Genomic DNA, 13,154 nt, shown 5'->3' with positions numbered 1-13,154 from the left:
AAAAATGTCTGATGTGCCCCGCGGGAAGCACGGCCGGTCCACGCACCACTGGCGGCGGGACCTCGTCGAACTCGCCGCCCTGTTCACGGCGGTCGCGGTCGCGGACGCGGCGGCGAACCTGGTGGGACACGGCCCCGACGGCCCGGAGCTGCTGGTGGTCTCGGCGGTCGTGCTGATCGCCACGGCGGCCTTCCACACCTGGTGGGCACGGCGCCACGGCCACGCGCCGCCGGCGGACGATACCGGTGCCCGGCCGCCGTCCGACGGGTGGCAGGCCGGGCCGTCCGCCCCGGGCGACGGGGCGGACGGAGCCGCGGACGGGGAGTACGCGCTGTGGCGGATGCGGACGACGGTGAAGGACCAGCCGGGGTCGCTGGCCGCGCTGTGCACGGCCCTCGCCGGGCGACGGGTCGACATCCTCAGCCTGCAGACGCACCCGCTGGCCGCGGGCACGGTGGACGAATTCCTGCTGCGGGCCCCGGCCGGGCTCGCGGGGTCCGAACTCACCCGGACCGTGTCGCTGGCGGGCGGCGCCGACACCTGGATCGAGCGGGCCGACGCCCACGACCTGGTGGACGCGCCGACCCGGGTCCTCGGACTCGCCGCCCGCACCGCCCTGGACCCGGCGGAACTGCCGCTGGCGCTGCGCCAGCTGCTGGGCCGGTGCACGATCCGGTCGCTGCCCGCCGCACCGGCCGGCGGCGACCGGGAAGCGCGGGCCGTGCCGGCGGACGGGATCCTGGAGGACACCGTGATGCGACTGCGCGCGCCGGAGGGCGGGGTGATCACCGTGGAGCGGCCGTACCTGCCGTTCACGCCCACCGAGTTCGCCCGGGTGCGGGCGCTGGTGGAGCTGGACGCCCGGCTCGGTCCGCGGGTCCCGCGCGACCGGGACGTGCTGACGCTGCCCGAGGGCGGCGCCATCACCGTGCGCCGGGCCGGCCCGGACGACGTGGAGGCCGCCCGGGCGATGCACGAGCGGTGCTCGACGCGGACGCTGGCGATGCGCTACCACGGCCCGGTCGGCGACGCGGACCGTTACCTGGACCACCTGCTCAGCCCGCGGTTCGGCCGCACCCTCGCGGTACAGACCGCGTCGGGCCGCGTCGTCGGGCTCGGCCACCTGCTGTGGGACGGGGACGAGACGGAGGTCGCGCTGCTCGTCGAGGACGCCTGGCAGCGCCGCGGCATCGGCGGCGAACTGCTGCGCCGGCTGGTGGCGATGGCCACCGAGGCGGGCTGCGAGAGCGTGTACGCCGTGACGCAGGCGTCCAACACCGGCATGGTCGCCGCGATGCGGGGGCTCGGGCTGCCCCTCGACTACCAGATCGAGGAGGGCACCCTGGTCGTCACGGCCCGGCTGCGGGAGGCCCCGGCCGACTCGCCGCTGCCGTACGACGAGGCGCGGGAGCCGTACGGGGAGCGGGTCGCGCGGGACTGAGACGCGGTTGCGCGGTGCCCCGCCAGGAGGAACGGCCCGGCGTCCGCCGGGCCGTTCGGCGTACCGGCCGCCCCCTCACCGCCTCGTCGGCGCCGGCCGCTCCCCCAGCGCCCGGTCCAGGTCGGCCCACAGGTCCTCGACGTCCTCCAGGCCGGCCGACAGGCGCAGCAGCCGGTCGCTCACGCCCGCGCCGCGGCGGTCGTCGGCGTCGACGACGCGGTGGCTGATCGACGCCGGGTGCTGGATGAGGGTGTCGACGCTGCCGAGGCTGACGGCCGGGGTGATCAGCCGGACGCCGCCGACGACCGCGTGCGGGTCGCCGCGCACCTCGAAGGAGACCATCGCACCGCCGATGCGCGGGTAGTGGACGCGGGTGACGCGCGGGTCGTCCGCGAGCCGGCGGGCGAGTTCGGCGGCGTTCGCGGAGGCGGCCCGCACCCGCACCGGGAGGGTCGCCAGGCCGCGCAGCAGCAGATAGCCGGCCAGCGGGTGCAGCACGCCGCCCGTGGCGAACCGCACCCGCCGCAGCCGTCCCGCGAACTCCTCGTCGCAGGCCACCACGCCCGCCATCACGTCCCCGTGCCCGCCGAGGTACTTGGTGGCGCTGTGCAGCACCAGCCGCGCCCCCTGTCCGGCGGGGCGCTGCAGCACCGGCGTGGCGAAGGTGTTGTCCACCAGCAGCGGCACGGACCCGCATCCGTGGGCGACCGCCCGCAGGTCGAGTTCGGCGAGCGTGGGATTGGCCGGGGACTCGACCAGCACCAGCCCGGTGTCCGGACGCAGCGCGTCCGCGATGCCCGCCGGGCCGGTCCAGGTGACCTCCGAGCCGAGCAGCCCGGCGGTCAGCAGATGGTCGCTGCAGCCGTACAGCGGCCGCACGGCCACGACGTGGCGCAGGCCCGCCGCGGCCCGGACCAGCAGGACGGCGGTCAGCGCGGCCATGCCGCTGGCGAACGCGACCGCGGCCTCGGTGCCCTCCAGGCGGGCCAGCGCGGTCTCGAACCGGGCGACGGTGGGGTTGCCCAGCCGCCCGTAGACGGGCGGGCCCTGCATCGCGGCGCCCGTGGCGGCGAAGGCGTCGAGGCGGGCGGCCTCCCCGCGGCTGTCGTACGGGGGGTAGGTGGTGGACAGGTCGATCGGCGGGGCGTGCAGCCCGTGCCGGGCGAGGTCGTCCCGCCCGGCGTGCACGGCCTCGGTGGCCAGAGCCCTGGGCGCGGTGGTGCGTGCGTCGCCGGGCGACGACGCGTGCGTGGTCGCTGGGTCCATGGACGCCAAGGGTGAACACCGGCCGGGCCGGTGCGCGGGAATCCCGTGCTACGTTCGGCGCATGACCGAGTCCGTCGTACTGGATCCGGTGGATCTGCGTCTGCTGCGGCTGCTGCAGAACGACGCCCGGACCACGTACCGCGACCTCGCCGCGCGGGTCGGGGTGGCGCCGTCGACCTGCCTGGACCGGGTGACCCGGCTGCGCCGCTCGGGCGTGATCCTCGGCCACCGGCTCGAAGTGGATCCCGCCAAGCTGGGACGAGGGCTTCAGGCGCTGCTGTCCGTGCAGGTCAGGCCGCACCGGCGGGAGTTGGTGGGGCCGTTCGTGGAGCGGATCCGGGCGCTCCCGGAGTCGCGGACCGTCTTCCACCTGACCGGGCCGGACGACTACCTCGTCCACGTCGCGGTCGCCGACATGGCGGATCTGCAGCGGCTGGTCCTGGACGAGTTCACGGCCCGGCGCGAAGTGGCCCGGGTGGAGACCCGGCTGATCTTCCAGCAGTGGGAGTGCGGGCCGCTGCTGCCGCCTTCGCCCTCGGCTCAATCCGGATGACGCGCGGCGGACCTCGTACGAGGATGGTCCGCATGTCACAGACCAACAGCCCGCTGCCCCGCGAGGTCGCCGACGCGTACGTCGACGACCTCATCGCCCTCGACCCGGTCACCGGCACGTACCTCGGCGTCCCGGAGAGCTCCGGCCGTCTGCCCGACTTCTCGCCCGCGGGCCGGGAGGCGCTGGCGCAGCTGGCGCGGACCACGCTCGCGCGGCTCGACGAGGCGGAGCGCCGGCCCGGCGCGGACAGCGACGTCGAGCGCCGGTGCGCGCGCCTGCTGCGCGAGCGGCTCACCGCGGAGCTGGCCGTGCACGAGGCCGAGGAGGGCCTGCGCTCGGTCGGCAACATGGGCACGGCCGCGCACGCGGTGCGCGAGGTGTTCACCGTGACGCCGACGCGGACGCAGGAGGACTGGGCGGCGATCGCCGAGCGGCTGCGCGCGGTGCCGGCCGCGCTGGCGGGCTACCGGGAGTCCCTCGCCCTGGGCCTGGAGCGCAAGCTGTACGCGGGCCCGCGGCCGACCGCCACGTTCGTCGGACAGCTCGGCGAGTGGGCGGACACCGGCCAGGGGCGCGGCTGGTTCGAGGACTTCGCCGCCGCCGGGCCGGACGCGCTGCGCGCGGAGCTGGACGAGGCGGCCCGGGGCGCGACCGCGGCCGTGGCCGAGCTGCGGGACTGGATGCGCGACGTGTACGCGCCGGCGATCGAGGGCGCCCCGGACACGGTGGGCCGGGAGCGTTACGCCCGCTGGTCGCGCTACTACAACGGCACGGACCTCGACCTGGACGAGGCGTACGCCTACGGCTGGTCCGAGTACCACCGCATCCTGGCCGAGATGCGGCAGGAGGCCGAGAAGATCCTGCCCGGCGCCGCCACCCCGTGGGTGGCGCTGGCCCACCTCGACGAGCACGGCCGGCACATCGAGGGCGTGGACGAGGTCCGCGACTGGCTGCAGGGCCTGATGGACCAGGCGATCGAGGCGCTCGACGGCACCCACTTCGACCTGGCCGAGCGGGTGCGCAGGGTGGAGTCGTGCATCGCCCCGCCGGGCAGCGCGGCGGCGCCCTACTACACGCCCCCGTCGGAGGACTTCTCGCGCCCGGGCCGCACCTGGCTGCCGACGATGGGCCAGACCCGGTTCCCGGTGTACGACCTGGTGTCGACCTGGTACCACGAGGGCGTCCCGGGCCACCACCTCCAGCTCGCGCAGTGGGTGCACGTGGCGCGGGATCTGTCCCGCTACCAGGCGTCCGTCGGCATGGTCAGCGCCAACGCCGAGGGCTGGGCGCTGTACGCGGAGCGCCTGATGGACGAACTGGGCTTCCTCACCGACCCGGAACAGCGGCTCGGCTACCTCGACGCGCAGATGATGCGGGCCGCCCGCGTGATCGTCGACATCGGCATGCACCTGGGGCTGCCGATCCCGGCGGACTCGCCCTTCCACCCGGGCGAGCGCTGGACCCCGCAGCTGGCGCAGGAGTTCTTCGGGGCGCACAGCAGCCGTCCGGCGGACTTCGTGGAGAGCGAGCTGACCCGCTATCTGACGATCCCCGGGCAGGCGATCGGCTACAAGCTCGGCGAGCGGGCCTGGCTGCTGGGCCGGGAGAACGCGCGCAGGCGGCGCGGCAGTTCCTTCGACCTGAAGGCCTGGCACATGGCCGCTCTCTCGCAGGGCTCGCTCGGCCTGGACGACCTGGTGGACGAGCTGTCCCGGCTGTGATCAGCGCCGGAAGCCCCCTTCGGAGCCGATGACCTGACCGGTGACCCACTCCGCCTCGTCCGTGGCGAGCCAGGCGATGAGGCGGGCGGGGTCGTCGGGCATGCCCCACCGCCCGGCGGGGAACATCGCGGCGATCGCGTCGTACGCCTCGCCGGTCAGCCAGTCGGTGTCGACCGGGCCGGGGTTGACCGTGTTGACGGTGACCGCGTGCTCGGCGAGCGCCGTCGCCAGCGAGCGGGTGATCGAGGCGAGCGCGCCCTTCTGCAACGCGTAGGCGATCTCGCCGGGCATGCCGCCCGCGATGTCCTGGCCGGAGGTCATCATCACCACGCGCCCGCCCGGGGTGCGCGGCGGCAGTGCGGCGCGCTGCCGGGCGTAGGCCTGGACCAGCAGCAGCACCGAGCGGGTGTCGACCGCCCAGTGGGCGTCCAGCGTCGCGGCGTCGATCGCGTCGAGCGGGCCGTCGGAGCCGTTGAGGGCGTGGTTGGCGACCAGGATGTCGAGCCGGCCGCCGAGCGCCTCGGTGGCCCTGGCCAGGAGTCCGGCCGGCGCCGCCGGGTCCGCGAGGTCGCCGGGCTCCTCGACCACCCGGGCGTCCGGGTCGCCGAGCGCCGCGCGCACGGAGGCGACCACGTCCTCGATCCGGTCGGCGCCCCACGGCATGGCGGCGTCGTGCGGCACGTGGTGGTGCAGGCAGACGCTCGCGCCGTACGCGGCGAGCCGCCGGGCCACGGCGTGGCCGATGCCGCCGCGTCTGCTCGCGCCGGTGACCAGGGCGGTCCGGCCGCGCAGCGGCAGGGGGTCGCGGCGCAGTTCCTCGGGTGCGGGATGCGGGAGTCGGGGCACGAACGACCATGATGGGCGGCGGGCGGGCGCGGCGCACGTCATTATCGGCGGCGCGGGGGCGCGGGGGGCGGCGCGGCCCGAGCCGGGCGGCACCGGGCCACGTCACGGGCGGCGGCCGCGTCGTCCGCGAGGGCGCGGCCCCTCCGGGTTCGGCGCGGCGCCCGCGGGCGCGCCGGACCGGGCCGGCGCGCCGGGTCCGACGACCGCGGGCGGCGCCGGCTCACCGCCGCCCCGGCGTCCCCCGGCCGCCGGGCTCATCCGACGCCCCGCAGCCGCAGCGTCGACCCCGAGCGTCCCTTCACCACCTCCACCTGTGCGTGGATCCGCCGCCGCAGGTCGGCGACGTGGCTGACGATGCCCACGCTGCGGTCCCGTTCGCGCAGGGAGTCGAGCACGTCGAGGACCTCGTCGAGGGTCTGGTCGTCGAGGCTGCCGAACCCCTCGTCGATGAAGAGGGTGTCCAGCCGGACCCCGCCGGCCTCGTCGGTGACGACGTCCGCGAGGCCGAGGGCGAGGGCGAGGGAGGCGAAGAACGTCTCACCGCCCGACAGCGTCGCCGTGTCGCGCTCCCGCCCGGTCCAGGCGTCGACGACGTGCAGGCCGAGGCCGCTGCGGCCGCGTCCGGTGCGGTCGTCGGAGTGGACGAGGGTGTACCGGCCGGACGACATGCGCTGCAGCCGTACGGTCGCGGCGGCGGCCACCTGCTCCAGCCGGGCGGCGAGCACGTACGCCTCCAGGCGCATCCTGCGCTCGTTCTCCGCCGAGGTGCCCGCGGTGAGGCCGGCCAGGCGGGCCACGCGGTCGTACTCCTCGCGCAGCGGCGCCAGCCGCCGTACGCCGGCGGCGGCGCGGGCGGAGAGGCGGTCCAGTTCGGCGCAGCGGCGGGCGGCGGCGTCGCGCGCGGAGGCGGCCTCGCGCAGCCGCCGGGCCGCGGCGGCCGCGGCCCGCTCCGCCGCGGCCGGGTCGGCGGGCGGTCGCTGCGCGGCGGCCGCGGTGCCGGCCTCCGCGAGCACCGCGCGCACGGCGGCCTCCTCCGTCCGCCAGGCGTCCAGCCGCCGTTGCAGTTCGCGGTGGGCGGTGTCGTCGAGGAGCGCGTCGGCCGCGGCCTGCGGGGTGTCGAAGCCGGCTCGGAAGGCGGCGTCGGCGAGGCGGGCGTCGGCGTCCTTCAGGCGCTGGGCGGCGTCCTCGGCGATCCGGGCGGCCTCGGCCGCCTCGGTGAGCCGCGCCGCCCGCTCCTCCAGTTGCGCGGCCCGCGCGGCCACGCTGCCGGCGGTGCCCCGGGCCCGCGTCAGCTCCTCCTCCAATGCGGCCCGTTCGCGGTCCAGCCGCTCCCGGTGGCCCACGCGGGAGGCGGCCCGGACCGCGGCCTGCCGCTGCGCGGCGATCCGCTGCTCGCGCTCGTGCTCGGCCCGGCGCAGCTCCTCCCGGGCGGTGTGCAGCGCGGAGGCGTCCGCGCGTGCCCGCGCGTAGGCCCGCTCCAGTTCCCCGGCCTCCTCGGCCAGCCGCGCGGCGGGCGTGTCGCCGGCCTCGGCGGTGGCGGCGGCGAGCGCCTCCCGCACGGCGCCCAGGCGCCGCTCGTCCCGGGTGTGCCGCTCCTGCGCCTGCTGGTAGGCGGCGAGGGCGCGGTCCTCCGCCGCGCGGTCGACGTGCCCGGCGACCCTGCGCGCCGGGGCGGGGTGTTCGGTGGAGCCGCAGACCGCGCACGGCTCGCCGGCGGAGAGGTTCGCGGCGAGTTCGGCGGCGATGCCGTTCAGGCGCTGTTCCTTGAGGTCGAGCCAGTGGGCCTTGGCCTGCACCGCGTGTTTCTCCGCGTCGAGGGCCCGCCGCTGCGCCTCCTCGGCGTCACCGGCCAGCCGGTCCCGCGTCCGGGCCGCTTCGAGCCTGGCGCGCGCGGACTCCCGCCGCACGGCGAGCTGTTCCGCCCGCGCCGCCGCCTCCTGCGCGGCGTCGACACGGGTCTGCAGTGCCGCGCGGGTCGCCTCCCAGCCGGCGAGCCAGGCCTCCGCGTCCCGGAGGGCGTCCTCGTCGGCGCGCTCCTGGCGGTCCAGATCGGCGCGCTCGGCGGCCAGGCCGGCCAGTCGCTGTTCGGCGCGGCGGGCCGCCTGCAGGCCGCCCAGTTCCTCCGCCGCCCGGCGCGCGGCGGCGGCGAGGTGGGCCGCGGCGGCGTCCGCGAGGGTCTCCGGCAGCAGGGCACGCGCGCGTGCCTCGGCCTCGGCCGCCCGGCGGTGTTCGGCTTCGGCGGCCTCCCGCAGGTCCAGGGCGGGCGCCACCGCTTCGGCCTTGCGGGCCCGCTCCATGCGCGCCTGCGCCTCGCGGTGGGCGCCGGCCCGTTCCTGCAGCCGTGCGGCCCGCTCCCGCGCCTCCTCGAATCTCTTTTGCAGCCGGGCCAGTTCGCGGACGTCGGCCAGGTCGCGTTCGGCGGCGGCCTGGGCGGACTCGGCGGCCGTGAGACGGCAGTGGGCGATGTCGAGCTGTTCGCGGGCGGTGCTGCGGGCGACGGCGGCGGCGCTCAGCACGGCGTCCGCCAGGCCCGGCTCACCCGGTGTCAGCTCGGGCAGCTCCATGGCGCCGCCCGCGGCCTGCTGCATGCGGTGCGCGTCGGCCAGCAGCGCGGCGTCGCCCTCGCGCACCCGGGCCTCGGTGGTCTTACGGCGCTCGGCGAGGCGTTTTTCGACCTCGGCGAAGCGGCGGGTGTCGAAGAGGCGGCCCAGCAGCCTGCCGCGGGCCTCGGCGTCGGCGCGCAGGAAACGCGCGAAGTCGCCCTGGGGCAACAGCACCACCTGGCAGAACTGTTCGCGGCTCATGCCGAGCAGCCGGGTGATCTCCTCGCCGATCTCCTGGTGCGAGCGGCTGAGGTCCTTCCACGTCCCGGTCGCCGCGTCGTACTCGCGCAGCCAGGTCTGGGCCTTGTCGACCGTCATGCCCTTGCCGCGCAGCTTCGGGCGCTCCCAGGGCGGCTGCCGGGTGATCTCCAGCCGCCGTCCGGCGACGGTGAGGTCGAGGCGCACCTCGGTGCGGGTGCCGGCCGCGGCGTGGTCGCTGCGCAGGGTCATGCCCTGGCCGCTGTGCCGGGCGCCCGGCACCGCGCCGTACAGCGCGTAGCAGACGGCGTCGAGGACGGAGGTCTTGCCGGCGCCGGTGGGGCCGTGCAGCAGGAACAGCCCCGCCGCCGACAGCGCGTCGAAATCGACCGTCTGGGACCCTCCGAAGGGCCCGAACGCGGTGATGTCCAGCCGGTGCAGCCTCACCGGGCCTCCCCCTTGTCCGGTTCGCCGGCCTCCCGCCGCGCCGTGCCGGTCACCGGCTCTCCCCCCTGCGCCCGGCGCCCCGCGTCACCGCGCCACCTCCCGTACCGCCTCGTCCGCGCGCACCGCGTCGAACGCGTCCCGCAGCACCGCCTGTTCGTCCTCGTCGGGGCCGGCGCCGCGCACATGGGCGACGAAGTCCTCGGCGATCTGCTGCTCGCTGCGGCCGGCGAGGCGCCTGGCGTAGGACGGGCCGGGGTCCTGCGGCGCCCGCTCGGGGGCGAAGACGAGGCTGAGGGTGTGCGGGAAGCGCTCGGTGAGCCGGGTCATCGGGTCGGCCGGGCGGACCGGGTCGGTGAGCGTCGCCTCAACCCACGCCTCCTCGTGCCGGGCGAGTGCCGGATCGGCGAGCAGTTCCTCCAGGGTCCCCCGGATGCGGGCCAGCGGACGCGGCACGGGGCAGTCGACGCGCTCCGCGCCGATCGAGCCGTCGGCGCCCAGGTCGACGAGCCACATGCTCTTGCGGTGACCGGCCTCGGAGAAGGAGTACGGCAGCGGGGAGCCGGAGTAGCGGACGCGCTCGGTGATGGTCTGGCAGCCGTGCAGGTGTCCGAGCGCCACGTAGTCCACGCCGTCGAAGACGCCCGCGGGCACGGCGGCCACTCCGCCGACGGTGATGTCCCGTTCGCTGTCGCTGGGCTGGCCCCCGGTGACGAAGGCGTGCGCGAGGACGACCGACCGGGTGCCCGGCGGGCGGGCGGCGAGGTCGGCGCGGACGCGTTCCATGGCGGCGGCCAGCACCGCCTCGTGGTCCGGTTTCCCGACGCCGAACTCGGCCTTGACGAGGGCCGGTTCGAGGTAGGGCAGGCCGTAGAAGGCGACGTCCCCGAACTCGTCCGCCAGCACCACCGGGGTGCCGCACGCCGACGGGTCGGTCCGCAGGTGGATGCCGGCCCGTCCGATGAGCCCGGCGCCGACGCCGAGGCGACGGGCCGAGTCGTGGTTCCCGGAGATCATCACCGTCGGCACGCCGAGGTCGGCGAGGCGGTGCAGGGCGTCGTCGAACAGCTCGACCGCGGCGAGCGGCGGCACCGCCCGGTCGTACACGTCTCCCGACACCACCACGGCGTCGACCTCGCGCTCGCGCACGGTGTCCACGAGGTGGCCGATGAACCCGGCCTGGGCGCCGAGCATGTTCACCCGGTGGAACGCCCGGCCGAGGTGCCAGTCGGAAGTGTGCAGCAGTCTCATGATCCCCGAGACTAACGGCCGGATCCGGCGCCACGGGCGGTTACTCCCGTACCGCCCCGCCCCGAGCCGCCTCGCACATGTCCGTTGTGTACATGTCGCGCACGCTTCGACGGGATCGTCAGGCGTCCCCGTACGCCTCCCCGCCCGGTACGAACCCGGCCGTCCCGGCGGTCGCGTCCGCGAGCCAGGAGCGAAAGGCGTCCACGTCGGCGTCCGGCAGCCCGATCTCGATGGTGACCGCCTCCCCGTAGCGCACGTCGCGCACCTCGCGCCCGGTGGCGCGCAGGTCGTTCTGGAGCTTGCCGGCCCGCTGGTGGTCGACGGTCACCGTGGCCAGGCGGAACCGGCGGCGGGTGCGGGTGCCGAGGGCGTCCAGGGCCTCGCCGACGGCTCCGCCGTACGCGCGGACGAGTCCGCCGGCGCCGAGCTTGACGCCGCCGTAGTAGCGGGTGACGACGGCGACGACGTACCGCATGTCGCGGCGCAGCAGCATCTGGAGCATGGGGACGCCGGCGGTGCCGCCGGGTTCGCCGTCGTCGCTGGCCTTCTGCACCGAGGCGTCGGCGCCGATGACGTACGCCCAGCAGTTGTGGGTGGCGTCCGCGTGCTCCTTGCGCACGGCGGCGATGAAGTCCTGCGCCTCCTGCTCGGTGGCCGCGGGGGCGAGGGCGCACCGGAAGCGGGAGCGGTTGACCTCGGTCTCGTGCACGCCCGCGCGGGCGACCGTGCGGTACTCGTCCTGCATCCGGCCAGCCTATGCGCTCGCCGTCCCCTCCCTCGCGGCGCCGTCGTCCGCGGGGCGGCGATCGCCGCCCGGACGACTACCCGGACGGTCCGGCGCGCCGCCCGGGAATCATCCCGCCCGCCGGGCCGTTGTGCCGACGACAGCTGATCCAGGAGTCCAGGGAGGCCGACGGTGTACGGCGACGACGCGACGGTCCGCAAGATTCTCACCGAGCTCGGCGACACCTGGGCCGTGGTGGGCCTGTCGGCCAACCGCCGGCGCGCGGCGTACGGCGTGGCCGAGGTGCTGCAGCGCTTCGGCAAGCGCGTGGTGCCGGTGCATCCCAAGGCGGAGACGGTGCACGGCGAGCGCGGATACGCCTCCCTCGCGGACATCCCCTTCGACGTCGACGTCGTCGACGTGTTCGTCAACAGCGACCTGGCCGGGCCGGTCGCCGACGAGGCGGTCGCCAAGGGCGCCCGGGCGGTCTGGTTCCAGCTCGGCGTCGTCGACGAGGCCGCCTACGACCGCACCCGGGCCGCGGGCCTGGAGATGGTGATGGACCGCTGCCCCGCGATCGAGATACCCCGGCTCGGTTAGGGCCCCTGCGACGGATCGCCGCGGCGTCGCGGCGGGGACCGGGCGCCCGGGGCGGCGGCTCCCGCCCCGCGGTCACGACGCCGCCGGCGCCGGACCGGGCCGGCGAGGCGGGCCCGCAGCGCCCGCCCGTCACGCGACGGTCTGAGCGATTCCCAGCCCGTCCAGCACCACGGCCCCCGGCAGCTCGGCGAACGCCTTGCCCGGCACCAGCAGCTTGCCGCGCCGGCGCCCGCTGCCGACCAGCACGTACGGCAGGTCGACGACGGCCGAGTCCACCAGCACCGGCCAGCCCTCGGGCAGGCCGACCGGGGTGATGCCGCCGTACTCCATGCCCGTCCGTCCCGTCGCCGTGTCCATCGGGGCGAACGAGGCCTTGCGGGCGCCCAGGTGACGCCGGACGACCCCGTTGACGTCGACCCGGGCGGTGGAGAGCACCACGCACGCGGCGAGCGAGGTCTCGCCGCCGCGTCTGGCGGCGACCACGACGCAGTTCGCGGACCGCTCCAGCAGGTCCCGGCCGTAGTGCTCGACGAAGACGGCGGTGTCGGCCCACTGCGGGTCGGTGTCGACGTAGACGATCTGGTCGGCGGGGACGCTGCCGCGCCAGTGGCGTACGGCGTCGGCGACCGGGCCGGTCAGTTCGTCGAGGCAGTCGGGGGCGGGCCGGGCGTCGTCGAAGTCTCCGAGGGGTGCGTGCATGGCCGCACGCTAACAACATCGGGGGCCGCGCGGCCCGGCGTCTCAGTGCGCGGGCGGCACCGAGACGGCCATGACCATCTCCATCGGCACGTCCCCGGTGTTGCCGTACGTGTGCGGGACGTCGGCCTCGAAGGAGGCGCTGGCGCCGGCCGGGACGCGGTGGACCGCGCCGCCGACGGTGAGCGTCAGTTCCCCGGCGGTGACGTGCACGAGTTCGACCGTGCCGGCGGGGTGCGGGTCGGAGGGGCTGCTCTCGCCCGGCATGAGCCGCCAGTCCCACATCTCCAGCGGCCCCGGCGCCTCGGCGCCCGCGAGGAGGCGGTTGTAGCTGCCGGTCTCGGTGTGCCAGAGCCGTACGGCCTGTTCGGCGGGGACGACGCGGACCTTCGGGCCCCGCTCGTAGTCGAGCAGGGTGGTGATGCTGACGCCCAGCGCGTCACCGATCTTGACGACGGTGCCCAGGCTGGGATTGGTCCGGGCCTGTTCGATCTGGATGAGCATGCCCCGGCTGACCCCGGAGCGCGCGGCGAGCGCGTCCAGGGTGAAGCCGCGCTCGGTCCGCCAGCGCTTGACGTTGCGCGCCAGGGACTGGGTCAGCAGGTCGAGGTCCGACACGTTCCGCCCACGATTCGGTCCAGTGCTTCCGACGAGGGAGCGCAGCCGTCGCCCCATGGTGTGCTGCACCCGATCGTTCACCGCACTGTACTGCGAGGCGGTCGCCTCCCCGACAGCGCTCCTCGTCCCGGCCGCCGGCGCCCGCGCTCACGGTGGCCGCCGTCCCCCGGCCGGCCGCGGTGTCCGTGCCCGG

At 76.2% G+C, this 13,154-nt stretch carries 11 protein-coding genes; 4 read left to right on the top strand and 7 right to left on the bottom strand.

The genetic code is table 11. The features are described from left to right. Window positions 1-4 precede the first annotated feature (4 nt). Window positions 5-1,441 (top strand): GNAT family N-acetyltransferase, encoded by a 1,437-nt coding sequence (locus ACIBAI_RS06275; RefSeq protein ID WP_399031448.1) that lies wholly within the window; start codon window positions 5-7, stop codon window positions 1,439-1,441. A gap of 75 nt (window positions 1,442-1,516) precedes the next feature. Here the strand turns inward: ACIBAI_RS06275 and ACIBAI_RS06270 are convergent, their stop codons facing one another. Beyond that, window positions 1,517-2,707, bottom strand: coding sequence for a trans-sulfuration enzyme family protein (locus tag ACIBAI_RS06270; protein ID WP_399031447.1), 1,191 nt, complete (start codon window positions 2,705-2,707; stop codon window positions 1,517-1,519). Window positions 2,708-2,768: 61 nt separating this feature from the next. Here ACIBAI_RS06270 and ACIBAI_RS06265 point away from each other — a divergent pair, with 61 nt between their 5' ends. Then, window positions 2,769-3,260: an Lrp/AsnC family transcriptional regulator gene (locus tag ACIBAI_RS06265; RefSeq protein ID WP_344604378.1), complete on the top strand. Its 492-nt coding sequence runs from the start codon at window positions 2,769-2,771 to the stop codon at window positions 3,258-3,260. Window positions 3,261-3,292: 32 nt separating this feature from the next. Then, window positions 3,293-4,981, top strand: coding sequence for a DUF885 domain-containing protein (locus tag ACIBAI_RS06260; protein WP_399031446.1), 1,689 nt, complete (start codon window positions 3,293-3,295; stop codon window positions 4,979-4,981). On the opposite strand, the gene ACIBAI_RS06255 is transcribed toward ACIBAI_RS06260, so the two are convergent. From ACIBAI_RS06255 to ACIBAI_RS06240, 4 genes are all read right to left on the bottom strand, one after another. Beyond that, a complete protein-coding gene (locus ACIBAI_RS06255; protein WP_399031444.1) occupies window positions 4,982-5,827 on the bottom strand; it encodes an SDR family oxidoreductase in 846 nt (281 codons plus the stop codon). It abuts the gene before it with no gap. 254 nt (window positions 5,828-6,081) lie between these two features. Next, window positions 6,082-9,075: an AAA family ATPase gene (locus tag ACIBAI_RS06250; protein WP_399031443.1), complete on the bottom strand. Its 2,994-nt coding sequence runs from the start codon at window positions 9,073-9,075 to the stop codon at window positions 6,082-6,084. A gap of 84 nt (window positions 9,076-9,159) precedes the next feature. Beyond that, on the bottom strand, window positions 9,160-10,323 hold the full coding sequence (locus tag ACIBAI_RS06245) for an exonuclease SbcCD subunit D (RefSeq protein ID WP_399031441.1): 1,164 nt from the start codon (window positions 10,321-10,323) through the stop codon (window positions 9,160-9,162). A 118-nt stretch (window positions 10,324-10,441) separates the two neighbouring features. After that, window positions 10,442-11,068: a YigZ family protein gene (locus ACIBAI_RS06240; RefSeq protein ID WP_399031439.1), complete on the bottom strand. Its 627-nt coding sequence runs from the start codon at window positions 11,066-11,068 to the stop codon at window positions 10,442-10,444. 171 nt (window positions 11,069-11,239) lie between these two features. On the opposite strand from ACIBAI_RS06240, the gene ACIBAI_RS06235 reads away from it, so the two are divergent. Beyond that, on the top strand, window positions 11,240-11,647 hold the full coding sequence (locus tag ACIBAI_RS06235; RefSeq protein ID WP_344608576.1) for a CoA-binding protein: 408 nt from the start codon (window positions 11,240-11,242) through the stop codon (window positions 11,645-11,647). A 129-nt stretch (window positions 11,648-11,776) separates the two neighbouring features. Here ACIBAI_RS06235 and ACIBAI_RS06230 read toward each other — a convergent pair whose 3' ends face one another. Together ACIBAI_RS06230 and ACIBAI_RS06225 are read right to left on the bottom strand one after the other, a co-directional pair. Continuing rightward, window positions 11,777-12,346 (bottom strand): YbaK/EbsC family protein, encoded by a 570-nt coding sequence (locus ACIBAI_RS06230; RefSeq protein WP_399031437.1) that lies wholly within the window; start codon window positions 12,344-12,346, stop codon window positions 11,777-11,779. Window positions 12,347-12,388: 42 nt separating this feature from the next. Further along, the gene (locus tag ACIBAI_RS06225) at window positions 12,389-12,961 is read right to left on the bottom strand and encodes a helix-turn-helix domain-containing protein (protein WP_399031436.1); all 573 of its coding nucleotides are present in this window, start codon (window positions 12,959-12,961) and stop codon (window positions 12,389-12,391) included. Window positions 12,962-13,154 lie beyond the last annotated feature (193 nt).

Origin of the sequence: Streptomyces sp. NPDC051041, from assembly GCF_044456065.1 — a bacterium.
GTDB classification, from domain to species: Bacteria; Actinomycetota; Actinomycetes; order Streptomycetales; family Streptomycetaceae; genus Streptomyces; species Streptomyces glaucus.
This window is presented reverse-complemented; position numbering and strand designations above follow the sequence as displayed.

Excerpts from the sequence above, each read along its gene's own strand:
- ACIBAI_RS06275 (WP_399031448.1), top strand. The coding sequence starts at position 5 with ATGTCTGATGTGCCCCGCGGGAAGCACGGCCGGTCCACGCACCACTGG.
- ACIBAI_RS06270 (WP_399031447.1), bottom strand. The coding sequence starts at position 2,707 with ATGGACCCAGCGACCACGCACGCGTCGTCGCCCGGCGACGCACGCACC.
- ACIBAI_RS06265 (WP_344604378.1), top strand. The coding sequence starts at position 2,769 with ATGACCGAGTCCGTCGTACTGGATCCGGTGGATCTGCGTCTGCTGCGG.
- ACIBAI_RS06260 (WP_399031446.1), top strand. The coding sequence starts at position 3,293 with ATGTCACAGACCAACAGCCCGCTGCCCCGCGAGGTCGCCGACGCGTAC.
- ACIBAI_RS06245 (WP_399031441.1), bottom strand. The coding sequence starts at position 10,323 with ATGAGACTGCTGCACACTTCCGACTGGCACCTCGGCCGGGCGTTCCAC.
- ACIBAI_RS06240 (WP_399031439.1), bottom strand. The coding sequence starts at position 11,068 with ATGCAGGACGAGTACCGCACGGTCGCCCGCGCGGGCGTGCACGAGACC.
- ACIBAI_RS06230 (WP_399031437.1), bottom strand. The coding sequence starts at position 12,346 with ATGCACGCACCCCTCGGAGACTTCGACGACGCCCGGCCCGCCCCCGAC.